The sequence below is a fragment of the Streptococcus oralis genome (assembly GCF_001578705.1).
GTDB lineage: Bacteria > Bacillota > Bacilli > Lactobacillales > Streptococcaceae > Streptococcus > Streptococcus oralis_J.
Genome location: NZ_KQ969037.1, coordinates 443764 through 468944 on the forward strand (window position 1 = coordinate 443764; position 25181 = coordinate 468944).

At 41.3% G+C, this 25181-nt stretch carries 22 protein-coding genes, 1 tRNA gene and 1 riboswitch; of the genes, 7 read left to right on the forward strand and 16 right to left on the reverse strand.

Annotated features, from left to right (window positions below; translation table 11 throughout):
- Window positions 1–7: 7 nt before the first annotated feature.
- Genes glyA through SORDD05_RS02200 form a run of 6 tightly spaced genes read right to left on the reverse strand, consistent with a single transcriptional unit; the run spans window position 8 to window position 4840 of the window.
- A complete protein-coding gene (gene glyA, locus SORDD05_RS02175) occupies window positions 8–1264 on the reverse strand; it encodes a serine hydroxymethyltransferase (RefSeq protein ID WP_000575551.1) in 1257 nt (418 codons plus the stop codon).
- Window positions 1265–1318: 54 nt separating this feature from the next.
- Window positions 1319–1750, reverse strand: a complete 432-nt coding sequence (locus tag SORDD05_RS02180) for a GNAT family N-acetyltransferase (RefSeq protein ID WP_061416898.1) — start codon at window positions 1748–1750, stop codon at window positions 1319–1321.
- A gap of 1 nt (window position 1751) precedes the next feature.
- Window positions 1752–2354, reverse strand: a complete 603-nt coding sequence (locus tag SORDD05_RS02185) for an L-threonylcarbamoyladenylate synthase (protein WP_061416899.1) — start codon at window positions 2352–2354, stop codon at window positions 1752–1754.
- On the reverse strand, window positions 2338–3174 hold the full coding sequence (gene prmC / locus SORDD05_RS02190; RefSeq protein ID WP_061416900.1) for a peptide chain release factor N(5)-glutamine methyltransferase: 837 nt from the start codon (window positions 3172–3174) through the stop codon (window positions 2338–2340). Before prmC ends, SORDD05_RS02185 begins: the two co-directional genes overlap by 17 nt.
- Window positions 3174–4253 (reverse strand): peptide chain release factor 1, encoded by a 1080-nt coding sequence (gene prfA / locus SORDD05_RS02195; RefSeq protein WP_001028810.1) that lies wholly within the window; start codon window positions 4251–4253, stop codon window positions 3174–3176. Before prfA ends, prmC begins: the two co-directional genes overlap by 1 nt.
- The gene (locus SORDD05_RS02200; protein WP_061416901.1) at window positions 4250–4840 is read right to left on the reverse strand and encodes a thymidine kinase; all 591 of its coding nucleotides are present in this window, start codon (window positions 4838–4840) and stop codon (window positions 4250–4252) included. The genes prfA and SORDD05_RS02200 overlap by 4 nt, the downstream gene beginning before the upstream one ends.
- Window positions 4841–4963: 123 nt before the next feature.
- On the opposite strand from SORDD05_RS02200, the gene SORDD05_RS02205 reads away from it, so the two are divergent.
- Together SORDD05_RS02205 and mnmE are read left to right on the forward strand one after the other, a co-directional pair.
- The gene (locus SORDD05_RS02205) at window positions 4964–5146 is read left to right on the forward strand and encodes a 4-oxalocrotonate tautomerase (RefSeq protein ID WP_001117401.1); all 183 of its coding nucleotides are present in this window, start codon (window positions 4964–4966) and stop codon (window positions 5144–5146) included.
- Window positions 5147–5280: 134 nt separating this feature from the next.
- Complete coding sequence (gene mnmE, locus SORDD05_RS02210; protein WP_061416902.1) at window positions 5281–6654, forward strand: tRNA uridine-5-carboxymethylaminomethyl(34) synthesis GTPase MnmE; 1374 nt, start codon at window positions 5281–5283, stop codon at window positions 6652–6654.
- 42 nt (window positions 6655–6696) lie between these two features.
- Here mnmE and dapA read toward each other — a convergent pair whose 3' ends face one another.
- From dapA to SORDD05_RS02230, 4 genes are all read right to left on the reverse strand, one after another.
- Entirely contained in the window at window positions 6697–7632 is a 936-nt protein-coding gene (gene dapA / locus SORDD05_RS02215; RefSeq protein WP_038805305.1) for a 4-hydroxy-tetrahydrodipicolinate synthase, read from the reverse strand.
- Window positions 7633–7683: 51 nt separating this feature from the next.
- Window positions 7684–8760 (reverse strand): aspartate-semialdehyde dehydrogenase, encoded by a 1077-nt coding sequence (locus SORDD05_RS02220; protein WP_000542494.1) that lies wholly within the window; start codon window positions 8758–8760, stop codon window positions 7684–7686.
- Between the two features lie 358 nt (window positions 8761–9118).
- Window positions 9119–9191: transfer RNA gene (locus SORDD05_RS02225), tRNA-Thr, on the reverse strand.
- 105 nt (window positions 9192–9296) lie between these two features.
- Window positions 9297–9806, reverse strand: a complete 510-nt coding sequence (locus SORDD05_RS02230; protein WP_000737306.1) for a QueT transporter family protein — start codon at window positions 9804–9806, stop codon at window positions 9297–9299.
- Window positions 9804–9900, reverse strand: a riboswitch (PreQ1 riboswitch). (Overlaps the previous gene by 3 nt.)
- A 28-nt stretch (window positions 9901–9928) precedes the next feature.
- Here SORDD05_RS02230 and SORDD05_RS02235 point away from each other — a divergent pair.
- Window positions 9929–10360: a GtrA family protein gene (locus tag SORDD05_RS02235; protein WP_061416903.1), complete on the forward strand. Its 432-nt coding sequence runs from the start codon at window positions 9929–9931 to the stop codon at window positions 10358–10360.
- Window positions 10361–10444: 84 nt separating this feature from the next.
- Complete coding sequence (gene mscL / locus SORDD05_RS02240; RefSeq protein WP_000910209.1) at window positions 10445–10825, forward strand: large conductance mechanosensitive channel protein MscL; 381 nt, start codon at window positions 10445–10447, stop codon at window positions 10823–10825.
- A 40-nt stretch (window positions 10826–10865) separates the two neighbouring features.
- Here the strand turns inward: mscL and hemH are convergent, their stop codons facing one another.
- Complete coding sequence (hemH, locus tag SORDD05_RS02245) at window positions 10866–11960, reverse strand: ferrochelatase (RefSeq protein WP_061416904.1); 1095 nt, start codon at window positions 11958–11960, stop codon at window positions 10866–10868.
- A 152-nt stretch (window positions 11961–12112) separates the two neighbouring features.
- On the opposite strand from hemH, the gene pepT reads away from it, so the two are divergent.
- Complete coding sequence (pepT, locus tag SORDD05_RS02250; RefSeq protein WP_061416905.1) at window positions 12113–13336, forward strand: peptidase T; 1224 nt, start codon at window positions 12113–12115, stop codon at window positions 13334–13336.
- Between the two features lie 45 nt (window positions 13337–13381).
- On the opposite strand, the gene SORDD05_RS02255 is transcribed toward pepT, so the two are convergent.
- The 5 genes from SORDD05_RS02255 to SORDD05_RS02275 all read right to left on the reverse strand — a co-directional run bounded on the left by SORDD05_RS02255 (window position 13382) and on the right by SORDD05_RS02275 (window position 22337).
- Complete coding sequence (locus SORDD05_RS02255; protein ID WP_061416906.1) at window positions 13382–16420, reverse strand: pneumococcal-type histidine triad protein; 3039 nt, start codon at window positions 16418–16420, stop codon at window positions 13382–13384.
- Window positions 16421–16433: 13 nt separating this feature from the next.
- The gene (locus tag SORDD05_RS02260; protein WP_061416907.1) at window positions 16434–17351 is read right to left on the reverse strand and encodes a metal ABC transporter substrate-binding protein; all 918 of its coding nucleotides are present in this window, start codon (window positions 17349–17351) and stop codon (window positions 16434–16436) included.
- 195 nt (window positions 17352–17546) lie between these two features.
- The gene (locus tag SORDD05_RS02265; RefSeq protein ID WP_061416908.1) at window positions 17547–20081 is read right to left on the reverse strand and encodes a pneumococcal-type histidine triad protein; all 2535 of its coding nucleotides are present in this window, start codon (window positions 20079–20081) and stop codon (window positions 17547–17549) included.
- Window positions 20082–20335: 254 nt separating this feature from the next.
- Complete coding sequence (ptsP, locus tag SORDD05_RS02270) at window positions 20336–22069, reverse strand: phosphoenolpyruvate--protein phosphotransferase (RefSeq protein ID WP_061416909.1); 1734 nt, start codon at window positions 22067–22069, stop codon at window positions 20336–20338.
- Between the two features lie 4 nt (window positions 22070–22073).
- Complete coding sequence (locus tag SORDD05_RS02275) at window positions 22074–22337, reverse strand: phosphocarrier protein HPr (RefSeq protein ID WP_000146947.1); 264 nt, start codon at window positions 22335–22337, stop codon at window positions 22074–22076.
- 361 nt (window positions 22338–22698) lie between these two features.
- Here SORDD05_RS02275 and nrdH point away from each other — a divergent pair, with 361 nt between their 5' ends.
- A complete protein-coding gene (gene nrdH / locus SORDD05_RS02280; protein WP_000259240.1) occupies window positions 22699–22917 on the forward strand; it encodes a glutaredoxin-like protein NrdH in 219 nt (72 codons plus the stop codon).
- A gap of 81 nt (window positions 22918–22998) precedes the next feature.
- A complete protein-coding gene (gene nrdE, locus SORDD05_RS02285) occupies window positions 22999–25158 on the forward strand; it encodes a class 1b ribonucleoside-diphosphate reductase subunit alpha (RefSeq protein WP_061416910.1) in 2160 nt (719 codons plus the stop codon).
- The last annotated feature ends 23 nt before the right edge of the window (window positions 25159–25181 follow it).

Here is a 25181-nt window from a genome sequence, read left to right on the forward strand (position 1 = left end):
AAAAGTATTAGTCCTCGTATAGTGGGAAGGCATCTGTCAACGCTTTGACTTCACTTCTCACTTCTTCTAAGACAGCTTCATTTTCTGCATTTTTAAGGGTTTTAATGATGAGTTCAGCAACTTTACGGCTTTCTTCTTCACCAAATCCACGTGCAGTGATGGCTGCAGATCCGATACGAATACCACTTGTCTTGAATGGTGACAAGGTTTCGTATGGGATTGAGTTTTTATTTAGGGTAATATTAACCTCATCCAGCAAGTTTTGAGCAACTTTTCCGTTTTCTACAACTTTAGTTACATCAACAAGGAAGAGGTGATTTTCAGTCCCGCCAGAAATGATACGGAAATCAGGGTCTTGCAAGAAGACTTCAACCATAGCCTTGCTGTTTTTGATAACATTAGCTGCATATTCTTTGAAGGCTGGATCTAAAACTTCTTTGAAGGATACAGCCTTAGCAGCGACAACATGCTCCAAAGGACCGCCCTGAATACCTGGGAAAATAGCTGAGTTGATTTTCTTAGCAAGTTCCTCATCATTTGTCAAAATTAAACCACCACGAGGACCACGAAGGGTTTTGTGGGTCGTTGTTGTAGTGATATGAGCGTATGGTACTGGGCTTGGATGAAGACCGGCCGCAACCAAACCAGCGATATGGGCCATATCTACCATGAGCTTAGCGCCAACAGCATCAGCAATTTCACGGAATTTTGAAAAGTCGATAATTTGAGAATAGGCTGAAGCACCAGCTACGATCAATTTTGGTTTTACTTCTTGGGCTTGTTTTAAGATCGCATCAAAGTCCAAGAGTTCCGTTTCAGGATCCACACTATAAGAAACAAAGTTGTAGGTTTGACCAGAGAAACTGACAGAAGCTCCGTGGGTCAAGTGTCCACCTGCTGCCAAATCCATCCCCATAACCGTATCACCTGGCTCAATCAAGGCCATGTAAGCCGCGCAGTTGGCTTGGCTTCCTGAGTGTGGTTGGACATTGGCGAATTTAGCACCGAAAATTTCTTTCGCGCGTTCAATAGCAAGAGTCTCTACCACATCTACCACATCAGTTCCACCATAATAACGGCGGCCTGGGTAACCCTCGGCATATTTGTTGGTCAAGATAGACCCTTGAGCAGCCATTACAGCCTTGGAAACAACGTTTTCCGAAGCAATTAACTCAATGTTGTTTTGTTGGCGTTCTTCTTCTTTGGCAATAGCATTCCAGAGATCAGCATCGTATGCTTTAAAATCTTCTTTGTCAAAAATCATAGGTCTTCTCCTTTATAGTGTGACTGGTCCTTTAGTTTGTTTTTACAAAATAAACTAAAAGATGCGAATAAACCGTTTTTGCACTTTATCACAAGTATAACCAACTTTTTCATAAAATGCATGAGCACCCAGACGATGATCAGCAGAGTTTAAGCGGATAAACCCATAGCCCCGTCTTTTTGCCTCTTCTTCCAACCCTTGCATTAAGCTTTTACCAATACCTTGCCCTTGTGCTTGAGGTGAAACCGCTAAGCCTAAGATATTAAATCCTGCTTTGGAATAGAGGGATTCATAAACTTCAGCATGGACATATCCAAGTAGGACATGGCTGGCTTCATCCTCATAACCAAGTAGGAAATGATGTGAATCCTGAGATAGTCTAGCTAGTTGACTAGCTGTGTCCTCTGGACTAAAAGTATAGCCCAAAGTCTCTTGGTTAATCTCACATATAGCTTTCACATCTGTTTCTTGCAAATCTCTTAGCATCTCATTCCTCCTCAAAAGAAATCTCTGGCAACTGAGCGAGAATATCTTCACGCTTGATTGCCCCTTGGCGTAAGATTTTCACCTTATCTCCAGACAAATCCAAAATAGTTGAATCCAGTCCAGTTAGAAAAGCATCGTCCTCCAGACCCAGAACCTCTTGGTCAAAATCTTCAAGGATTTGCTGAAAGGTCACGCCACTTGCCTGACCTGAAATATTGGCAGACGGTCCAATCAAGGGACCAGTCTCTCGGATCAAATCAAGCGTAATGGGGTGACTCGGCATCCGAAATCCAACAGTTGCAAGCCCAGAATTGACCCAATAGGGAATATTGTCATTGGCTTCGAGGATAATGGTCAAGGGACCTGGTAAAAAGCTCTCCACAAGCTTTTTTAGATAAGTTGGTTGATTCTTTGAAAAGTGCAAGATGTCCTCTAGAGAAGCGACATTAAGATTGAGCGCCTTTTCTCTAGGACGACGTTTGAGTTGGTAAACATGGTCGACAGCTTTTTCATCTAAGGCCTTAGCAAAAAGACCGTAAACTGTCTCTGTAGGCAAAACAACAGCTCCGCCCTTTTCCAACTCTTGTCTAATCCTGTCCATCATCAACTACAACCATCCTATCTTGACCAAATTGGTCCTTGAGTGTTCGTACCCGTTTTTCAGGAAGATATTTCCTAAAAAGCGCAGGAACACTTTGACCTTGCTTGTATCCAATTTCAAGGTAAATCTTACCACCATCTTTGAGATAGTCTTTTGCATCTTCCGCAATTCTACGGTAAATAGCTAGGCCATCCTCATCTGCAAAGAGAGCTAGGTGAGGTTCTGAATGCAAAATATTCAAACCAACCTCTGACTCATCTTCACGAGAGATATAGGGTGGATTGGATACAATTATATCATATTTTTCAGAAATTTCTGTAAAACAATCGGATTTTTTTAAAAATATCTGGAGATTCTGAACTTTAGCGTTTTCAGATGCCAAATCTAGAGCATCTTGAGAAATATCTGCTGCCGCAACTGACCAATCTGGTCTATTTTTTGCTAAAGCAATAGCAATGGCCCCGCTACCTGTACCGATATCAAGTACTGAAAGATTCGTCTCAGGATTTTCTGCCAAGATTAGTTCTACCAACTCCTCTGTTTCCGGACGAGGAATCAAAACCCGCTCATCTACTTTTAACTGCATTCTAAAGAAATCTGCGTGACCAATGATATACTGAGCTGGTTTGTGAGCTGCTAACTGCTGGTAAATCTCTTCTACAAATTGTCTTTCTTCCTCTGTTACCTCTTGCTGAAGGGCAAAGACAAAGTCCGTAAAAGAGAGATTTTTTAAGCTACGATAGACAAAAGAGAGGCTTTCTGCTTCCTCTCCTTGTCTTATCAACTCTTCTTCAAAATCTGAAAATAATTGAGCTAATTTCATTATTTGTTTAATTCTTCTAATTTTTGCGTTTGGTCATAGAGTACCAAGGCATCTACAACTTCGTCCAATTTACCAGACAAGATGGTATCTAGTTTTTGAAGGGTCAAGCCGATACGGTGGTCTGTGACACGGTTTTGTGGGAAATTGTAAGTACGGATACGTTCTGAACGGTCACCAGTACCGATAGTAGACTTACGCTCAGCGTCTTGTTCATCTTGGGCAATCTGCGCAAAGTGGTCAGCAACACGCGCACGGATGATCTTCATAGCCTTTTCACGGTTCTTCTGCTGGGTCCGTTCTTCCTGCATCTCAACCTTGATATTGGTTGGCAAGTGAACGATACGAACGGCAGTCGCAACCTTGTTGACGTTCTGTCCACCCGCACCAGATGCGTGGTAGATGTCAACACGAAGGTCTTTTGGATCAATGTCGTACTCAACTTCTTCCACTTCAGGCATGACAAGGACAGTCGCTGTCGAGGTATGAACACGCCCTTGGCTTTCTGTCACAGGGACACGTTGCACACGGTGGGCACCAGATTCATACTTAAGTTTAGAGTAAACTGACTGACCTGATACCATAGCAACCACTTCTTTGAAACCACCGACACCATTCATAGAAGCCTCCATGACTTCAAAGCGCCATCCTTGGGCTTCCGCATACTTTTGGTACATGGTTAGCAAATCCCCAGCGAAAAGTGCTGCTTCATCTCCACCAGCTGCTCCACGGATTTCAAGGATGATGTTCTTGTCATCGTTTGGATCCTTTGGAAGGAGCAAAATTTTCAATTTTTCTTCATACTCTTCTTTTTCAGCCTTGGCATCTTTGAGCTCTTGCTTGGCCATTTCTTCCAAGTCCGCATCTCCACCTGATTCCTTAATCATTTCTTCGGCATCGATGATGTTTTGAAGGACCTGTTTGTATTCACGGTAGGCTGTTACGGTGTCACGAGTGGAAGCTTCTTCTTTTGAAAGCTCCATGAAACGCTTGGTGTCTGAGACGACATCTGGGTCACTAAGCAACTCTCCTAATTCTTCATAACGGTCTTCTACAGCTTGTAGTTGATCATAGATGTTCATTTTTCTTCATTCTCCTTATTGATTTCAGGGGCAAAATAATGTTTACGGCAGACTGAGATATAGGTTTCATTTCCACCGATCTGAATTTGTTCGCCATCATAGACTGGCACACCATCATGCGTACGCAATACCATAGTCGCCTTTTTCTTACAGTACTGACAGATGGTCTTTATTTCTTCAATCTTGTCTGCTAAGAGCAAGAGGTATTTGGAACCTTCGAACAATTCATTGCGAAAGTCATTTTTCAAACCAAAAGCCATGACAGGTATGTCTAACTCATCAACAACACGAGCTAGATCGTAAACGTGGTGACGCTTGAGAAATTGAGCCTCATCGACTAGCACACAATATGGTTTCTCAGATAAGTCTCGGATATAGCCAAAGATATCCGTCGTTTCCTCAATCGCAATAGCTGGGCGTTTCATGCCAATCCGACTCGATACATAGCCAACACCGTCACGCGTATCCAGAGCCGAAGTCATAATCACAACTCCTTTACCTTGCTCCTCATAGTTATAGGCCACCTTGAGAATCTCAATCGTCTTACCAGAGTTCATGGTCCCATAACGATAATACAACTGTGCCATGTTTCTTGCTTCACGTCCATTTCTAAATTTTTACTACATTCTAGTATATCATAATTTTCTGAAGCTTTAAACGGCAAAATGTGGTAAAATAGAAGAAATCAAAAACTAGTGGAGGAAGCTATTATGCCATTTGTACGCATCGATTTATTTGAAGGTCGCACGCTCGAGCAAAAGAAAGCTCTTGCTAAGGAAGTAACGGAAGCTGTTGTTCGTAACACTGGAGCACCTCAGTCTGCTGTTCATGTCATCATCAACGACATGCCAGAGGGAACTTATTTCCCTCAGGGTGAAATGCGCACCAAATAAACCAGCTTAAGCAGAATTGCTTAGGCTTTTTCAATCTCCAAGTAGCATCCATTGAAGAAATAGTCTAATTTTGTTACAATTTGAAGAGATGCTTGGATACCTATCCTAAGAAAAGAAATACAAAAGGAAATAGTATGATTACACGTGAATTTGATACCATCGCTGCTATCTCTACTCCACTAGGTGAAGGGGCCATTGGTATTGTCCGCCTGAGTGGAACTGACAGTTTTGCTATTGCGCAAAAGATTTTCAAAGGAAAAGACTTGAGCAAGGTTGCAAGCCATACTCTCAACTACGGACATATCGTTGACCCTCAAACTGGTAAGGTTATGGACGAGGTTATGGTTGGGGCTATGAAGTCTCCAAAAACCTTCACTCGTGAAGATATTATCGAGATTAACACCCACGGTGGGATTGCAGTAACCAATGAAATTCTCCAGTTAGCTATCCGTGAAGGTGCTCGGTTGGCAGAACCTGGTGAATTTACCAAGCGCGCCTTTCTAAACGGTCGCGTGGACTTGACACAGGCTGAGGCGGTGATGGACATCATCCGTGCCAAGACAGACAAGGCTATGAACATTGCTGTCAAACAACTAGATGGTTCCCTTTCTGACCTCATTAATAATACTCGCCAAGAAATCCTCAATACGCTTGCCCAAGTAGAGGTCAATATCGACTACCCTGAGTATGATGATGTTGAGGAAGCTACTACTGCTGTTGTCCGCGAGAAGACTATGGAGTTTGAACAATTGCTAACCAATCTCCTTAGAACAGCTCGTCGTGGTAAAATCCTTCGTGAGGGAATTTCAACTGCTATCATCGGACGTCCCAACGTTGGAAAATCCAGCCTCCTCAACAACCTCTTGCGTGAGGACAAGGCCATCGTTACAGATATTGCTGGTACTACCCGAGATGTTATCGAAGAATACGTCAACATTAACGGGGTTCCTCTCAAATTGATTGATACAGCCGGTATACGGGAAACAGATGATATCGTGGAACAAATCGGTGTCGAACGTTCTAGAAAAGCCCTCAAGGAAGCTGACTTGGTACTACTAGTATTAAATGCCAGTGAACCACTGACCGCCCAAGATCGCCAACTCTTAGAAATCAGCCAAGATACCAACCGCATTATTCTACTTAATAAAACTGATCTTCCTGAAGCAATTGAAACTTCGGAACTACCAGAAGATGTCATTCGCATTTCAGTCCTTAAAAACCAAAACATCGATAAGATTGAAGAGCGTATCAATAACCTCTTCTTTGAAAATGCTGGTTTGGTCGAGCAAGATGCCACTTACCTGTCTAATGCCCGTCATATTTCCTTGATTGAAAAAGCAGTTGAAAGCCTACAAGCTGTTAACGAAGGTCTTGAACTGGGGATGCCAGTTGATTTGCTTCAAGTTGACTTGACTCGTACTTGGGAAATTCTCGGAGAAATCACTGGGGATGCTGCTCCTGATGAACTCATTACACAACTCTTTAGCCAATTCTGTTTAGGAAAATAAGAAAAATCCATGATCATTTGGTCATGGATTTTATAGTCTTTATTAGTAATCTGGTCTTAAGACACCTGTTACAGTTGCCTTTGTTGCCTCATAGTCGCCGTCAATAACGACCTTGATAATGCGTTTGGCATCTTCTTCTGGTGCTGGAACTAATGGCAAACGAGTTGGTCCAGCATCAAATCCCATGTAGTTAAGTACTGCTTTAACAGGAGCAGGACTTGGATAAGAGAAGAGCGCATTGACCTTAGGAATGAATTTACGCTGAATAGCTGCAGCCTTCTTCATATCGCTTTCTGCAATGGCAGTAAACATCTCGTGCATCTCATCCCCGTTTGTATGAGAGGCGACAGAAATAACCCCATCCGCACCAAGATTCATGGCATGGAAGGCATCACCATCTTCACCAGTATAGATCAAGAACTCTTCTGGCTTGTGCTCAATCAAGTAAGCCATATTGGCCAAGCTGGTACATTCTTTGACACCAATGATATTTGGATGGTCAGCCAAGCGAAGCATGGTTTCTGGAGTCAATTCGACTACTACACGCCCTGGAATGTTATAGATGATAATGGGTAAATCAGAAGCATCTGCAATAGCTTTAAAGTGCTGGTACATCCCTTCTTGAGAAGGTTTATTGTAGTAAGGTACGATAGCAAGTCCAGCTGCGAAACCACCAAATTCTGCTACTTCTTTGACAAACTCAATCGAGTCACGTGTGTCATTGGTACCTACACCCGCAATCAAAGGAACGCGTCCATTGACAACCTTCTGAACAGCCGCAAACAATTCCAACTCTTCATCGTGGGTCAAGGTCGGACTCTCTGCGGTAGTCCCAGCTAGCAGAATACCATCTGTATGATGGGCCAACAAATGCTCAATCAAGGCAGGAATGGCATCAAAGTTGATGGAACCGTCCTCATGGAAAGGGGTAATGAAGGCCGTGATGATTTTACACTCTTTTAAATCTTGGTAAGACATGAGAAACACCTCTCTATTTCAAAGAAGGAGTTCATTCGAACTCCTAAACCATTATTTCAATTCAAATTTCAGCTCAGCTGTTGGACGGACCAAACCACGCTCATGAAGCGTTTCTGCGATCTGTACAGAGTTCCAAGCAGCACCTTTGAGAAGGTTATCTGACACAACCCACATATGAATTCCTTTCTCGGCATCCAAGTCTTTACGGATACGACCAACAAAGGTATCACGTGAGCCAACAGCATTGATGGCTTGAGGATAGATTTGATGAGCTACATCATCTTCAAGAACTGCACCAGGGAAGGCTGCGATGGCTGCTTTCACTTCTTCGATTGGAGCCACTTCTTTTGTTTCGATGTAAACAGACTCAGAGTGAGCTGACAAGACTGGAATACGTACACAGGTTGCAGATACTGCAATGCTGTCATCTTCCATGATTTTCTTCGTTTCCTTGGTCATCTTCATCTCTTCATAAGTGTAATCATTGTCAGTAAAGACATCGATTTGCGGAAGAGCGTTAAAAGCGATTGGATAGTGTTTCTTGTCACCACCTGAAGGCAAGATTTCCGCATGCAAATCACGTGGATTCACACCATCATTCAAGACTTCACGAAGTTCACGTTGTGTTTCAAGAATCGCACCCATACCTGCACCTGAAACAGCCTGGTAAGTTGAAACGATGATACGGTCCAAGCCCCATTTTTGACGAACAGGCTCAAGCGCCACCATCATTTGGATTGTCGAACAGTTAGGGCAGGCAATGATTCCATTGTGGGCATCCAAGGCATGTGCATTGACCTCTGGAACCACCAATGGTACATCTGGATTTTGGCGGAAATAAGATGTGTTATCTACTACTACCGCTCCAGCTTGAACTGCATATGGTGCATACTTAGCTGATGTCGAACCGCCCGCTGAGAAGAGAGCAATATCAACACCTTCAAAAGCAGTTTCAGTCGTTTCTTCAATCGTAATATCTTGGTCTTTAAATTTCAAAGTCTTGCCTGCTGAACGTGCAGAAGCAAGGTAACGGATTTTATCGATTGGAAGTGTTGATTCTTCCAACATTTTTATCATCTGAGCTCCGACAGCACCTGTCGCGCCGACTACAGCAACTGTATATCCCATAACTAACCTCTTTCGGAATTTTCTAAAAATTTCTATAATAGATGTATTATACTACTTTTTCCAGAAATTGAAAAGTATTTTTGGGTTCTATTTTCTGAAAATTAAAAATCCCTAGTCGAATGACCAGGGACTAAGAGGCATCTTCATGTGATGAGCAGGTTCACACAACTCATCAAGGTCCGCTCCTGCGTTATGACCTCCTTATGCTCAATAGTAGTCCGAAGACTACCTATCGACTCATCGCAACTACTATTCTACTAGATAGAGTTACTTTTGTCAACTGTCAAAACTCTTTAGCTTCATTTTCACAGAAGTATAAGAAAAACCTTGGTCTCCCAAGGTTATTTTGTTTCTATCATGCTAATTGCCGGGATTGAACCGGCGACCTCATCCTTACCATGGATGCGCTCTGCCAACTGAGCTAAATCAGCTTACCTAAAAAGTATACTATAGTTCTATGCTCTTGTCAAGCGCTCTCTTTTAATTTTATAGAATGAAAAAAGCTAGATTTAGCAAGAATCTAGCTTATAAACTTCTTATTTTGTAAGGTCGATTCGCTGTCCCAGTTTATTGATCAAAATCGCACCTACGATAAGTGATGCAAACTCACCAATTCCCGTAGAGAACCATGTAAAGAAGAATGGAGCCTCTGCAACGATATGGAGTTCAGCTGCAATGGTAATCATTGAAATTGAGAAGAGGATTGAAAAGAAGAAATGATCTTTTCGAATCAAACCATTGAACAGATAGTCTTTCTTGTACTTGCTAAATAGCCATACACCTAGACTAAGGAAAACTAGGGTAGATCCCCCACCGACAAAGACATCTATTAGACCGAAGCTAAAGAAATTAGCAATCATACATCCAATCGTCACACCGATGATATATTTAGGGTTATAAAATGCCAAGAAATTCATCATCTCTGAAATACGGAACTGATAGGCGCCGTAGCTAATGGCATTCAACGGTGGCGTAATGGTCAAAACCACATAGATAGCAGCAACGATAGCAATATCTGCCATGTCACGAACAGTTAATTTTTTCATGTTTTCTCCTTTGGCGGTTTCCCGCGTAAAATATGCTTGGTGAAAGAAGCTAAGCACCAAGGGTTGATTGAATCAACCTTACCAGTATAGCACAATAGCCAGCTTTATGCTATACTAAAATCATGAAAAAACTAATAAAAACTTTCTTTGATAACGAAATCCTCTCCTACTTATTTTTCGGTGGAGCTACTACTCTAGTATCTATCCTATCACGTTTATTTATCTACCATATCAGTCACCAGGAAATCCTAGCAACCGTACTCGCAAATATCATTGGGATTCTCTTTGCTTTTATCACAAATGATACAATCGTCTTTAAACAAGAGAGAAGGAATTGGCCGACTCGCCTGACTAAGTTTTTCTTAGCTCGTCTCTCTACTCTTGGTCTTGACGTTCTTTTAACTTATATCTTTGTTACATCTTATCCCGATATTATCGGGCAATTTGTCAACGATCAACTAGATCAGGTTAATGCCATCGAAACGCTAATTGCGCAGGTTTTGATTATCATTCTTAACTATATTTTTAGTAAAGTATACGTTTTTTATAAATGAAATGGATGTCATTAAGCATTAAGGTTGCAATATTTAGGTATTTCAGGTACAATTAAGATTAGTTTTTGAAAGGAATTTATGAAAATGTTAAAGGATCTTAAAGAATTTTTGCTTCGTGGTAATGTCGTTGACCTCGCTGTCGGTGTGATCATCGCCTCTGCTTTTGGTGCTATCGTAACTTCACTCGTTAACGATATCATCACCCCACTTATCTTGAACCCAGCTTTGAAAGCGGCGAACGTTGAACGCATCGCTGAACTTTCATGGAATGGTGTTGGTTACGGTAGCTTCTTGAGTGCTGTTATCAACTTCTTAGTGATTGGTACTGTTCTTTTCTTCGTTATCAAAGCTGTTGAAAAAGCTCAAAACCTTACTAAGAAAGAAGAGCCAGCTGAAGATACACCTGCTGCTCCAACTGAACTTGAAGTCCTTCAAGAAATCAAAGCACTTCTTGAGAAGAAATAAGACAATAAAAGGATCTAGCTTCATGCTAAATCCTTTTTCTTTACTCTTTCGGCAATTTACCAGCCTTTTCGAGCATTTTCTTAATCAAGTAAGGCATCTTCACATTTTCACGACCTTTTTTCTCAATCAGTTTCTTCACAAATTCTGGCATCTGGAGGTCGTCTGTCTCCTCCATAATATCCTTAGTGGTGGCTGACGGAGCTAGCTCGTCAAAGGTTTCTTCTTCTGGGAGAAATTCCTTAAATTCTTTTTGTTCATTGGCTCTTACAGTATCAACTAAAGCGTCAATTAATCGAGAATCTGTGTTTGGCATAGGTGGTCGATGATAGGTTATACCTAATTCTCGACATAATTCATAACATTCTACATCGTTATCAAAAAGAACTTCAATATGCTCACTGATAAAGCTAATTGGTACAAAAATATAATGCTCTGGATGTTGTTTCTGTTCTCGCAAATATTCTAAGACATCTGGCTTAATCCAAGGGATTCCAATATCACTCTCGCTCTGCCAAGTATTGGTATACTGATCTGCTGTTAGACTGAGTTGCTCTGCTATCAACTTGCTATTATCAAAAATCTGGTCGATATAAGGATCTCCAAAGTCCAAGGCAAAAATTGGAACACTATGGGCTGAGAAAATTACCTTAAAAGACTCTTCTCCCACATCGTTCCGTAAAATTTTGCTAATCTCATCTGTCCAGAAGTCCAACAAAGACTGTTGCTGATACCAATCCTTAATGACTAAAAATTGTATTTGCTGGCTCTCCAGAAACTTTTCATACCCCATAACCGAGTAGAAGGAATAATGTGGTTCTAAAATCAAACAAATACACTCTTCAACACCATCAGCCTCCATCTGCTTGATCACATCAGGAATAAAGGGCCGAGAAAATTTGTTGGCAAAGTAGATGCCATACTCTTCTCCTAAACGTTCCTTGACTAAATTGACCTCCTCACGTGTAATCCTCTGCAGGGGCGTACCACCTATACGAACATAATTGTCATAAAGAGTCTGAATCTCGTGATCCTTGGGTCTGATTCCACGACGAATATTGGTAAAAAAATCCGCCACACTCTCAAAGGTAATCTCTTCTGGCGAACCGAATGTCATCATTAAAATTGCTTTTTTCATTGATATGTCCTTGTGATGTTTTTTTCAATTACCATTCTACCATGAAATATATAATAAATAAACGCTTTCATTCATTTTATTTTTATTTACTTCTCTTTGTCTTTCTCTCCATTCTATGATACAATGAAAAAAATGATATTAAAGGAGTTTTTATGACTTATCCCAACCTTTTAGAACGGTTTTTGACCTACGTTAAGGTCAATACGCGTTCTGATGAACACTCGACTACTACTCCAAGTACGCAAAGCCAGGTAGATTTTGCGACCAATGTTCTTATTCCTGAAATGAAACGTGTCGGTCTGCAAAATGTTTACTACCTCCCGAATGGTTTCGCCATTGGTACCTTACCAGCTAATGATCCCAGCCTGACACGTAAGATTGGCTTCATCTCCCACATGGACACAGCTGATTTTAATGCTGAGGGTGTTAATCCACAGGTGATTGAAAACTACGACGGTAGAGTTATCGCCTTAGGCGATTCTGGCTTTAAACTAGATCCAACTGATTTCAAGAGTCTTGAGAAATATCCAGGACAAACGCTTATCACAACAGATGGTACGACCTTGCTAGGTGCTGATGACAAGTCTGGGATTGCTGAGATTATGACTGCCATCGAATACCTGACTGCTCACCCTGAAATCAAACACTGTGAAATCCGTGTCGGTTTTGGCCCAGATGAAGAAATCGGTGTTGGAGCTAACAAGTTTGATGCAGAAGACTTTGACGTTGACTTTGCCTATACTGTTGATGGTGGTCCGCTAGGGGAGCTTCAATACGAGACTTTCTCAGCAGCTGCTGCTGAGCTTCATTTCCAAGGGCGCAATGTTCACCCTGGTACTGCCAAAGGTCAAATGGTCAATGCTCTTCAGTTAGCAATTGATTTTCATAATCAACTTCCAGAGAGTGACCGACCTGAACTGACAGATGGCTACCAAGGTTTCTATCATCTTATGGATGTGTCAGGTAGTGTTGAGGAGGCGCGTGCAAGCTACATCATTCGCGATTTTGAAAAGGATGCCTTTGAAGCGCGTAAGGAAGCTATGCAAGCCATTGCTGACAAGATGAATCAAGAGCTTGGGAATGATCGAGTGACCTTGACTCTGACAGACCAGTACTACAATATGAAAGAAGTCATCGAGAAAGACATGACACCCGTTACCATTGCTAAAGCTGTTATGGAAGATCTAGGGATCACGCCTATTATCGAACCAATTCGTGGTGGAACAGATGGATCTAAGATTTCCTTTATGGGAATTCCAACTCCAAATATCTTTGCTGGCGGCGAAAATATGCATGGCCGTTTTGAATACGTCAGCCTTCAGACTATGGAGCGTGCGGTGGATACCATCATTGGCATTGTATCTTATAAAGACTAAAAAAGACGAGGTAGCTCAGCTACTTCGCCTTTCTTTTTATTCGTTTTATTGAGCACTTGGCTCAGACTCACTTTGCGCTTGCTTTTCTGTTGGTTGAGAAGGAGCTGTTTCACTGTCTTTCTCAGACTTAGATTGGCTATCAGTTTCACTTGCTTTTGAACGGAGTTCTTGGTTCAAGCTAATAATCTCTTTAGCTAGAGTGAGGAGACCTTCTTTATCACTGCTTTTGGCTGCAAGTTGATCAAATAGGGCATCAACACGTTCAAAGTCAGCGTCGGTTCCTTTGTTATCCTCTAAGTACTTGTGAAGAGAGAGCAAAACATTATAGAGTTTTTGGTAGATGATCACCGTTTGTGGATCTTGTTCTGCTTCTTTTTCCTCTCGTTGGATAGTCGCTGCAATACGATTTAAAAGATCCTCAAGTTGTGTTTTAGCTTCGTCAAGATCTGCATTTTCCTTTTCAGTAGCCGCTTTGATATTAGCTGCTTCTTCAGCTAGAGATTGTTTGACACCATCTTCTTTGACACGCGCTAGGAGTTGGGCAGCTTTTGTTAGAAGAGCATCCACTTCTTCCTTCTTAACATGGCTAACCCGCTCTTCTGGCATAAAATCACCGTAGAGTTCTTTTAGGAATTCATAGATGGCTGTCTTAGCAGTTTGACTATCTACTTTTTTCGTATCTAGAATAGTCTTACCAGCTTTTGTAGAAACGGGTTCTTCTTTGAGAGCTTCTTCTACTTCTAGCTTAGTTTGGTAAATAGTTGGGAATAACTTGTTCAAGTCGGTAGCTTTGAGGAAAGATTGTGACTGGTAAAGTTCCCATGTCAACTTGGCAACACGGTTCCGAAGTTCTTCTCTCAAACGACCATCAGATACATGTTCATAGAAATACTTGATGTACTCTACTGTTGTAACCCCTGTCCGATCTCGGAAATCTTGCAAGGCCTGAAGTTTTGCTTCAATGGCAGCCAACTCTGTCTCATCTTGTGCTAGTTTTGCTTCCTGCAAATGTATCAAAAGATCCTTCTTAGGCAAGCCATAAGTATCTGTATCCAGTGTATTGATCTTATCTACAAGGGCTTGGTACTTCTTATCTAAAGGTGAAGTTTCAACTGGTGCCACACTTTGATCCACATGGATATACTGTTTATCAAAGAGATCCAAGGCTGCTAGATATCCAGCAGTTGAGTTTGTTGCCAGTTTTTTCATATTTTCGGTGAACTGCCCCAAAGCAAGTTCAACACGTCTCTGCATGATTGGCTGGTCTTTGTAGAGACTTCTGCTATCTGCTAAAAGTTGATCCACCTTAGATAGAACAGTTTGTTCATCAAAAGCTCCAGGTTGATAGGTCGATTGTAGGGCCGGAATCTTATTTTTCAAAGCTACTTCATAGCCCTTAGTTTGAACCTTGATGTAGTGATTGTGGTCTCCGTGAGGAATCACAAAACTACCACTTTCTACCTGTAAACTATAAGGAGATACCCCATCACGTAGGGCAGTCGTATACAGTTCATTTAGGAAATCAAGTTCTGGATTTCCAGTTTGGAGAGGAATACGAACATGTTCTTTTCGAACAGCATAGGGATGGATATGGGTTGGATCATAGGCTTGATCCGGATTTCCAAAGACAAAGAATCCATTTGAAATGCGAATTGCTTCGAGCGGTACTCCGTAGGTCTGTGAGATATACTTGATTTTTTCTTCATCGCTCGCATCTCTCGAGAAACTTTCCACAGTCTTTGCAAGTGGTTGAACGTGCTGCGGCTGATGATTTTCTTTCAAGTGATCTTGGGCAGCTTTGATTTGGGCTGCAGTCAAGTCCTTCTTAAAGAAATAATGAGCGTGATCTCCATGAGAAACTACAAAACCTTGCTCATCCTCACTAATGACGCGGTCAGCTGCAAAACCATGATCATGTTCTTCACTGTGATGGTGGTCATGCTCCTCTCCATCATGGTCATGATCTTCATGGTTGGTATCCTGACTTCTATGATCACCGTCTTTGGCATGACGATGATCTGGTTGAGTTGGATGCTCTGCTGGTTTACTTGGATTTTCCAAAGGTGTTGGCTTCCCACTGTCGCTAGATAAAGGAATCATACGCGCAATCTTTTCTTCCAAGGCAGAAAGTTTTGTATATGGGATGAAATGATAGTGATTTCCGTGCGGAATCGCCACACCACTCGGTGTTCTACTTGAAATCTTAGCAGGGTCAAAAATCAAGCCATCTGATTCTGCATAACGTTGATTACTTGGAAGTGCATAGAGCTGTTTTAATAAATTCTGAAGGTTCTCTTCTGGATTGCTTGGTGTTTCAGTTTGTTGACTAGGATTAGTGGTTTGACTGGTTCCATTTTGACTTGGACGATAGTCAGTCACACTTGGCTGTTTTCTAGTTCCAGAGAGGTAGGCTTGGGCGGCAGCCAATTCGCTAGCAGACAAGGAGCTCTTCGGAATATAGTGGTAATGTCCACCATGAGGGACGATATAAGCATCACCAGTATCCTCGATAATATCAGACGGATTAAAGATGTACCCATCATCGGTTGTATAGCGACCTTGAGATTGAGCAAGCGCCACTGCACTGTTAGAAGTTGGTGCATCATGAGTATGACCTTGTTTTTGGCGCTCAATTTCGTCCTTCGTACGAATATTATCAGCATGAGCCGCATCTTTAAGGTAGACATAATACTTACCATCCACCTTGATAATATAACCACCTTTGATTTCATTGACAATATCAGCATCTTTCAGTTGATAATTGGCATCTTTCATCAAAAGTTCTTCGCTGAAAATCGCGTCAAAAGGAACTTTACCATTGTAATAATGGAAATGATCACCATGTGAAGTCACATAGCCTTGATCGGTGATTTTCACAACAATTTGTTCAGCCTGAATGTCTTCTTTTTTGCTAACTTGATCTGGTGTTTGGGTCGCTGTTTTTTGAGAATCTTGTTTCCCATCGACATAAGACACACGATTTGTATTTTTGTTTCCTTCTACCTGATGTTGGTTTAATGCATAGATACAAAGACTTAAGGAAAGGACTAGAGCCGATCCTGCCGCAAGGTATTTCTTCTTCATTTTCATCATCTCCTCATTTTAATTCTTCTGCAAGAACATTCATATTTTCTTCAAGGTTTTCTAAGTAAGTTTTGTCATTTTCAGGATCTGCTTCCAAAGGATTCAGTGTCTTTAGGCTAACTCCTGTTGATTTGACCAAGGTTTCAGCGACTTTAGAAGAAGCATTGCTCTCAGTAAAGATAGTTTTAACCTTATAGGTCTTAACGAATTCTTGAATTTCTGTTAGTTGTCTCGGACTTGGTTCTTGTTCAGGAGAAATCCCTGCTATACCAAGTTGTTTCAATCCAAACCGTTTAGCGAGATAAGAAAAAGCTGTGTGTTGTGTAACAAAAGTCTTTTGGCTCGCTTTTTCAAAAATAGGCTGGTACTTCTTAGTCAATTCTTGGGCTTTAGTAATAAAGTTTTTAGCATTCTTTTGATACGTTTCCTTATTGGTACTATCAAGTTCCGAAAGTTTGTCTGCAATAATCTGCGCCTCTTCACCTGCTTTTTCTGGATCTAACCAAGTGTGAGGGTCGTAGAGTGTTTTTTCATCAATACCGTCACCAGCTTCAACATCTTCCAAACCTGGTACACGCTCCAAAGTCATTCCTTCAGAAGCTTCTAAAACCTTAACTTTTGAATTTTTCAAGTTAGGATCTAGACTTCCCGCCCAAGACTCCAGTGTATGCGAGTGGTAGACAAAGACATCCGCATCATAAATGGCAGCAATGTCATTTGCTGACGGTTCAAAGGAGTGAATCCCACTACTTGACTGAATCATCCGAACGTCATTCAAGTCCCCCGATACCTCTTTGACCATGGCATAGATCGGGTAAAAACTTGTTACAATCTTCATTCCTTTTGCTTCTTGTTTTTCTTTTTGACTACATGCTCCTAAGACAAGAATCAACAGACTGGCCATTAATAATAGAAATGTTCTTTTTTTCATCATTACTCCTTAACTAGTATTTAACCATTTAATTAACTAGTAAATAGTTTATCTTTATTTACACTATATGTCAAGATATTTTACATATTTTCATGAAAAAAATGAGAACTAGAACTTACATTCTGTTCTCATTTTCGATTTTAACTTTTCTAGTTCTCCTATCCTGTTTTTAGGAGCTAGAAAATGCTACTACCTTTACTTACTTTCCTTTAATAAAGCCAACAATTTTTCAGCTTCAGCCATAATAGTATTGTTGTCCTGAGCACCAAATAGCAGGTTATTTTTTAAGCCAGTGAGAGTTTCTTTGGCATTGGACTTGATAATGGGGTCTTGGATCTTTGCAAGTAGCTCTTCAGCCTCTCTCAACTTCGCTTCAACCTTTTCAGTCTCGACCTGAGGTTCTTCTGGTTCCTCTGGTGATTCTTCTTCCGGCTCCTCAGTTGGTTTTGGAGATTCTGGTTTCTCACTTTGAGGCTTCTCTTCGCGTGGCTTTTCTTCCTCAGGTTTGTCTGTCCGAGGTTTCTCCTCTGATGGTTTTTCCGTTTGATTGGTATCAGCTTGACCGTTTTGGTTTCTTTGAACATGGTCACTTGCATTTCCCCAACCACTATCTGAATGTGGACGTTCGTTTGGATGTTCGACATAGTACTTCACAGTCGCAAAGAGGTCCTCTAGACTATACCCCTTAGGTGCCTCATAAAGTCCTTCGTCAAACCACTCAAATTTGATGTTATGGTAATGGTCATAATGAGGTATGATTAAACTACCGTTTTTGACTTCCACAGTATGTTGAAGATTGTAAGGCATACGATCAAGTGGCACCTTCTTAGCTGCTTTCACGCGGTTGTAGATAGCTTCTGCTCCTTTAGCCTCCGTATTTCCTGAATTCTGATGGTCAGTCGAAGGAGGTGTCAAACCTTTCTCTTTAGCATAAGTCTGGGCTGCCACTCTTTCGGCTTCAGACAAACTATCTTTCTTAATCCAATGACTATGGGTCATATGCGGAGTTACATAAGCATCCCCCTCATCACTGGTGATATCACGAGGATCAAAGATATAACCGTCTTCTGTTGTATACTTGCCTGCCAACTTGGCTACCTGAATCTCATCATCAGTGTAGGCAATTTGCGCATTTGATTTTCCTAGACGTTCTGGATGACGAATCGGTGCTAGAAAGGCCAGGATATCATCGACCAACTGGACTTTATCACTTGAGGTATCATTGAGACGGTCCAACAGTTTATCCAAAGCATCAAAATCAGCTTGGCGCCCTTTATTATCAAGTAAATCTTGATGAACTGTTGCTAGTAAGTCATAAGCCTTATTGTAAAATTCTAGATTACCAGATGGGAGGTTGGTTTTCCTAGCCCCTAGCTTATGTGACAAACTTTCTTGCTTGGCTAGTTTACTATCAATGGCTGCTGCTGTTTCTGCTGAAAGTTTCTTGGCAGAAATATAATGTGAGGCTCCATTCTCCTCAAATACATAGCCATCGGCTACTTTTCGAATCGCTTGTCTAACCAATTTTTCGTCAATTGGATTGCTTGGAGCTGGTTGAGGATTTGGTGCAGGTTGTGGGCTTGGACTAGGCTCCGGAGTCGGTTGCGGACTTGGTTGTTCTGGTCTTGAATCCGGCACCCAATGGTTCGAACTGTAACGAAGAGGAATAATACGAGCGATTCGTTTTTCCAATGCGGACATTTGTTCATAAGGGATAAAATGGTAATGGTTACCATGAGGTACAGCAACTCCTCTGGCTATTCGACTTGTGATTTGTGCCGGGTCAAAGACAAGACCATCAGATTCCACGTGTCGTTGACTGTGTGGCAAGGCGTAAAGTTGTTTCAGAAGGCTATCAATATTCTCATCACTTTGATCAGCTCGACTGTTAGTGTTGCTGTTGTTGGTTGTGTTCGTATTGGTATAGCTGTTGCCTTGATTATTATAGGATGGGATCCATCTATTTACATCGTTACTATTGTTGTTATTGGTACGGCGATAAGTAGCCGTGTTTGATTGGTCACTTCTACCAGATAGAAAGGCTTCTGCAGCAGCCAATTCGCTAGCTGATAATTCATTCTTAGGAATGTAATGGTAATGGTCGCCATGAGGAACGATATAAGCATCACCAGTATCTTCAATGATATCAGATGCATTAAAGATATAACCATCATCTGTGGTGTAGCGTCCCTGTGAACGTGCCAAGGCAACAGCACCATCATTTGCTGAAGTTCCTCCTTCGCGATGCTGACTATGCTCTTGTTTTTGTCGATTGATTTCTTCTTTTGTACGGACATTATCCGCATGGGATGCATCCTTAAGGTAAACATAGTATTTTCCATCTACCTTGATAACATAACCACCCTTGATTTCACTGATAATATCCTCGTCCTTGAGTTGGTAGTTTGGATCCTTCATCAGCAACTCTTCACTGACGATAGCGTCATAAGGAACCTTCCCATTGTAATAATGATAGTGATCGCCGTGTGAAGTGACATAGCCCTGATCAGTTATCTTGATGACGATTTGCTCCGCGTTGATGCCTTCCTTTTTACTAACCTCATCAGGAGTTAGATTCTCCGTTTTTTGTGCCGCTTGTTTTCCATCTATATAGGAAACACGATTATTTTCCTTGACCGTTCTGGCTTGATACAGTCCCAACTCATAAGTACAAAGACTTAACATCAAAGCCACCGCAGAACCAGCAAGGTATTTTTTATTAATTTTCATTGAAACTCACTTTCTTTTTTGATATTTCTAGTTGCAATTCATTTCTAAATTGCAGAAACTCCTCTCTATTGCTTAACTGGTTAATAGTTTACTCCTAAATTCGCAGCTTGTCAAGAATTTTATGAACCAGTTAAGTATTTTTTATTCTGCACCACTACTTTTTCTTTAAAAGGGGTCATATAATCCGTTTTCCTGAAACTTCTTTTAGAAATATCAAAAAAAGTCCCTGCAACTTAGTTGCAAGGACCTTTCGATTAATCAAAATTAACGTATTCTTTTTGAAGTTCAAGAACTTCTTCCATTGTTGAGCATTCTGTAAGGGCACGATTAGCGTACTCTTCCATCTTAGCTGTATCAAGTTTCTTCATCAAGCTACGTGTACGAAGTACTGATGTTGCTGACATAGAGAACTCATCCAAGCCCATTCCGACAAGAAGTGGAACAGCCTGTTGGTCACCAGCCATCTCACCACACATACCAGCCCATTTACCTTCAGCATGAGCTGCTTTGATAACGTTGTTGATCAAACGAAGGATTGATGGGTTGTATGGTTGGTAAAGGTATGAAACTTGTTCGTTCATACGGTCTGCTGCCATTGTGTATTGGATCAAGTCGTTTGTACCAATTGAGAAGAAGTCAACTTCTTTGGCAAATTGGTCTGCAAGCATGGCTGCTGCAGGAATCTCGATCATGATACCAACTTGGATATTATCCGCAACTGCAACTCCTTCAGCAAGAAGGTTTGCTTTTTCTTCGTCAAAGACTGCTTTCGCTGCACGGAATTCTTTCAAGAGAGCAACCATTGGGAACATGATACGCAATTGACCGTGAACAGACGCACGAAGAAGGGCGCGGATTTGTGTACGGAACATAGCATCACCAGTTTCAGAAATAGAGATACGAAGGGCACGGAATCCAAGGAATGGGTTCATTTCGTGAGGCATATCGAAGTAAGGAAGTTCCTTATCTCCACCGATATCCATTGTACGAACGACAACAGGTTTACTGTTCATTCCTTCAAGTACAGCCTTGTAAGCTTCGTACTGCTCATCTTCTGTTGGGAAGTCTTGAGAATCCATGTACAAGAACTCTGTACGGTAAAGACCGACAGCTTCAGCGCCATTGTCATTGACACCTTCAACGTCTTTTGGAGTACCGATGTTGGCAGCCAATTCAAAGTGTTTGCCATCAGCAGTTACTGTTTTGGCATCTTTCAAGAGGGCCCATTCAGCTTTTTGCTTCGCATAAGCTTCACCAGCAGCCTTGAATTCTGCTGCTTGCTCATCAGTCGGGTTGATAATCACTTCACCAGTGATACCGTTAACGGCAAGGATGTCACCGTCTTTAACGATTTCAGTGATGTTGTTTGTACCCAATACTGCTGCAATTTCAAGTGTACGCGCCATGATAGCTGAGTGGCTTGTACGTCCACCGATGTTGGTTACAAAAGCTTTTACAAAGTTTTTGTCCAATTGAGCTGTATCTGAAGGAGTCAAGTCATGCGCAATCACGATTACTTCTTCATTGATAGAAGCTGGGTTTGGCAATTTTTTACCAAGGAGGTTGGCCAATACACGTTTTGTCACGTCGCGGATATCCGCTGCGCGTTCTTGCATGTATGGGTTGTCTTCCATGCCTTCAAAGATAGTGATAAACATGTCTGTCACTTCTTTCAGACCTGCTTCTGCATTCACTTTCTTAGCACGGATAGTTTCTTTAATTTGGCTGATCATTTCAGGATCAGCAAGCACCATTAAGTGAGCGTCAAAAACTTGAGCAGCTTCTTCCCCTAGCGTACCTACTGCTTTCTCACGGATAACAGAAAGCTCGTCTTGTGATGCTTGTAAAGCGGCATCAAGGCGAGCTTCTTCTGCGTTTGTATCTTCGACTGTAACAGTCTCGAACGACAAATCCGGTTGAACGAGTAGATATGCTTTAGCAACTGCAACACCATCTGACGCTGCGATTCCTTTAAGCATTTCTGTCATTTCCTTATGCCAATCCTTCTTTTTCCATTGTTTCAGAGATAGCAGCGATTGCATCGTCAGCATCTGCACCTTCAGCTGAAATTGTAACGTCAGCACCTTGGCCAACACCAAGACTCATAACACCCATGATAGATTTAAGGTTTACTGATTTACCTTTGTACTCAAGAGTGATATCTGAAGCAAATTTGCTAGCTGTTTGAACCAACAATGTTGCTGGACGTGCGTGAATACCTGTTTCTGCCACTACGTGGAAATCTTTAGAAGCCATAGTTTGACTCTCCTTTAAGTGTTTTCTATTTGAGTTATAAGTGATAACCCTTACAATAGTGTATTATATCACCTTCAAGATAATTTTTCAAGTATTTTATGGACTTTCTTCAATTTCCTTTCAGATAACTTGCTGAAAATCTTCTATATAAATTACCAACATACAGGATATAGTTTTTTTATTTTAATAAACTTTGATAGTTCAATGAAAACGCAATCTTCATCAATTGCATTACACTATATATAGTGTCCTAATTTTAAATATTTTTATCTAAAACACAATATTTAGTCAAAATTGTTTGACAAAGTTTTTTTTTCTGATATACTAAGAAAGTAATCAAATTTTATGAGGAGTTACGAAAATGGTAACGGTTTATTCTAAAAATAATTGTGTACAATGTAAAATGACCAAACGTTTCTTGGATAGCAACAATGTCGCTTATCGTGAGATCAATCTCGACGAGCAACCTGAGTATATTGATCAAGTTAAAGAGCTTGGTTTCAGCGCTGCTCCTGTTATCCAAACACCAACTGAAGTCTTTTCAGGCTTCCAACCAGGAAAACTGAAACAATTAGCATAATCTTAGTACATCATCCAGAAGAAACTCGCTTCTAGGGCTAACTTAGAGGCCTTTCTTTTGTAATTAGATAAAGGAAATTTTATGGGATTAAAACATCTTGAGGACGTAACTTACTTCCGTCTCAATAACGAAATCAACCGTCCTGTCAATGGACAAATCATGCTTCATAAAGACAAAGAAGCCTTGGATGCCTTCTTTAAAGAAAATGTGGTTCCAAATACCATGGTTTTTGATTCGATCACTGATAAAATCAACTACCTCATTAAACACAACTACATCGAAACTGCCTTTCTCAAGAAATACCGTCCAGAGTTTTTGGAAGAACTGCATCAATTTATCAAGGATCAAAACTTCCAATTCAAATCTTTCATGGCTGCCTATAAGTTCTATAATCAATATGCCTTGAAAACTAACGACGGGGAATACTATCTTGAAAGCATGGAAGACCGTGTCTTCTTTAATGCGCTTTATTTTGCTGATGGGGATGAGGCGATCGCGACTGACATTGCTAATGAAATCATCCACCAACGCTACCAACCAGCTACTCCTTCCTTCTTGAATGCTGGTCGTGCCCGTCGTGGGGAGTTGGTATCGTGCTTCTTGATTCAAGTAACTGATGATATGAACTCTATCGGACGTTCTATCAACTCTGCTCTTCAACTTTCACGTATCGGTGGCGGTGTGGGAATTTCCCTCAGCAACCTTCGTGAAGCTGGTGCACCTATCAAAGGCTATGAAGGTGCTGCTTCTGGTGTCGTACCAGTTATGAAGCTTTTTGAAGACAGCTTCTCTTACTCTAACCAATTAGGTCAGCGTCAAGGTGCTGGGGTTGTCTACCTCAACGTCTTTCACCCAGATATCATCGCTTTCCTTTCCACTAAGAAAGAAAATGCCGATGAAAAAGTTCGTGTTAAGACTCTTTCACTTGGTGTTGTGGTGCCCGATAAATTCTACGAATTGGCTCGTAAAAATGAAGAAATGTATCTCTTTAGCCCATACTCTGTAGAGCTTGAGTACGGTGTGCCATTCAACTATATCGACATCACTGAAAAATATGATGAACTAGTAGCAAATCCAAATATCCGCAAGACAAAAATCAAAGCGCGTGATTTGGAAACTGAAATCTCTAAATTGCAACAGGAGTCTGGCTACCCTTATGTCGTCAACATTGATACGGCTAACCGTGCAAATCCTGTTGATGGAAAAATCATCATGAGCAACTTGTGTTCTGAGATTCTTCAAGTTCAAGAACCAAGCTTGATCAACGATGCTCAAGAATTCCTTCAAATGGGAACAGACGTTTCATGTAACCTTGGATCAACTAACGTGGTCAACATGATGACCTCACCTGACTTTGGTCGTTCTATCCGCGCTATGGTTCGTGCCCTTACTTTCGTTACAGATAGTTCACACATCGTAGCTGTTCCTACTATCGACCACGGAAATAGTCTGGCTCACACCTTTGGTCTTGGTGCCATGGGACTTCATAGTTACCTTGCCCAACAACTCATCGAGTATGGATCCCCTGAGTCAGTTGAATTTACAAGCATCTACTTTATGCTTATGAACTACTGGACCTTGGTAGAATCTAATAACATCGCGCGTGAACGTGGTATCACCTTCCACAACTTTGAAAAATCAGACTATGCTAACGGAAGCTACTTCGACAAGTATGTGACAGGCGAATTTGTTCCAAAATCAGACCGTGTCAAAGAACTCTTCAAAGATGTCTTTATTCCTAGTGCTGCTGACTGGGCTGAACTTCGCGAAAAGGTTCAAGCAGATGGTCTTTATCACCAAAACCGTCTAGCTGTTGCTCCAAATGGTTCTATCAGCTACATCAACGACGTTTCTGCTTCTATCCACCCGATTACACAACGTATCGAAGAACGTCAGGAAAAGAAAATTGGTAAAATTTACTATCCTGCCGCAGGTTTGTCAACAGATACTATCCCTTACTACACTTCTGCTTATGACATGGATATGCGTAAGGTGATTGATGTTTATGCTGCTGCGACTGAGCACGTGGACCAAGGGCTTTCCCTCACCCTCTTCATGCGTAGCGACATTCCAAAAGGGCTTTACGAATGGAAGAAAGAAAACAAACAAACGACACGTGACTTATCCATCCTTCGTAACTATGCCTTTAACAAGGGTATCAAGTCTATCTACTACGTCCGTACCTTTACAGATGATGGTGGAGAAGTCGGTGCCAACCAATGTGAAAGCTGTGTGATTTAATTTTTATCTGAGGCAACCACATT

What these genes read in the sequence shown, in the direction of transcription:
- prmC (WP_061416900.1), bottom strand. Translation starts at nt 3,174, where the DNA reads ATGAAATTAGCTCAATTATTTTCAGATTTTGAAGAAGAGTTGATAAGA.
- ptsP (WP_061416909.1), bottom strand. Translation starts at nt 22,069, where the DNA reads ATGACAGAAATGCTTAAAGGAATCGCAGCGTCAGATGGTGTTGCAGTT.
- dapA (WP_038805305.1), bottom strand. Translation starts at nt 7,632, where the DNA reads ATGTCTTACCAAGATTTAAAAGAGTGTAAAATCATCACGGCCTTCATT.
- pepT (WP_061416905.1), top strand. Translation starts at nt 12,113, where the DNA reads ATGACTTATCCCAACCTTTTAGAACGGTTTTTGACCTACGTTAAGGTC.
- SORDD05_RS02235 (WP_061416903.1), top strand. Translation starts at nt 9,929, where the DNA reads ATGAAAAAACTAATAAAAACTTTCTTTGATAACGAAATCCTCTCCTAC.
- prfA (WP_001028810.1), bottom strand. Translation starts at nt 4,253, where the DNA reads ATGAACATCTATGATCAACTACAAGCTGTAGAAGACCGTTATGAAGAA.
- SORDD05_RS02230 (WP_000737306.1), bottom strand. Translation starts at nt 9,806, where the DNA reads ATGAAAAAATTAACTGTTCGTGACATGGCAGATATTGCTATCGTTGCT.
- SORDD05_RS02200 (WP_061416901.1), bottom strand. Translation starts at nt 4,840, where the DNA reads ATGGCACAGTTGTATTATCGTTATGGGACCATGAACTCTGGTAAGACG.
- SORDD05_RS02260 (WP_061416907.1), bottom strand. Translation starts at nt 17,351, where the DNA reads ATGAAAAAAAGAACATTTCTATTATTAATGGCCAGTCTGTTGATTCTT.
- mnmE (WP_061416902.1), top strand. Translation starts at nt 5,281, where the DNA reads ATGATTACACGTGAATTTGATACCATCGCTGCTATCTCTACTCCACTA.
- SORDD05_RS02255 (WP_061416906.1), bottom strand. Translation starts at nt 16,420, where the DNA reads ATGAAGAAGAAATACCTTGCGGCAGGATCGGCTCTAGTCCTTTCCTTA.
- SORDD05_RS02205 (WP_001117401.1), top strand. Translation starts at nt 4,964, where the DNA reads ATGCCATTTGTACGCATCGATTTATTTGAAGGTCGCACGCTCGAGCAA.
- nrdE (WP_061416910.1), top strand. Translation starts at nt 22,999, where the DNA reads ATGGGATTAAAACATCTTGAGGACGTAACTTACTTCCGTCTCAATAAC.
- SORDD05_RS02220 (WP_000542494.1), bottom strand. Translation starts at nt 8,760, where the DNA reads ATGGGATATACAGTTGCTGTAGTCGGCGCGACAGGTGCTGTCGGAGCT.
- SORDD05_RS02180 (WP_061416898.1), bottom strand. Translation starts at nt 1,750, where the DNA reads ATGCTAAGAGATTTGCAAGAAACAGATGTGAAAGCTATATGTGAGATT.
- SORDD05_RS02265 (WP_061416908.1), bottom strand. Translation starts at nt 20,081, where the DNA reads ATGAAAATTAATAAAAAATACCTTGCTGGTTCTGCGGTGGCTTTGATG.
- glyA (WP_000575551.1), bottom strand. Translation starts at nt 1,264, where the DNA reads ATGATTTTTGACAAAGAAGATTTTAAAGCATACGATGCTGATCTCTGG.
- mscL (WP_000910209.1), top strand. Translation starts at nt 10,445, where the DNA reads ATGTTAAAGGATCTTAAAGAATTTTTGCTTCGTGGTAATGTCGTTGAC.
- hemH (WP_061416904.1), bottom strand. Translation starts at nt 11,960, where the DNA reads ATGAAAAAAGCAATTTTAATGATGACATTCGGTTCGCCAGAAGAGATT.
- SORDD05_RS02275 (WP_000146947.1), bottom strand. Translation starts at nt 22,337, where the DNA reads ATGGCTTCTAAAGATTTCCACGTAGTGGCAGAAACAGGTATTCACGCA.
- SORDD05_RS02185 (WP_061416899.1), bottom strand. Translation starts at nt 2,354, where the DNA reads ATGATGGACAGGATTAGACAAGAGTTGGAAAAGGGCGGAGCTGTTGTT.
- nrdH (WP_000259240.1), top strand. Translation starts at nt 22,699, where the DNA reads ATGGTAACGGTTTATTCTAAAAATAATTGTGTACAATGTAAAATGACC.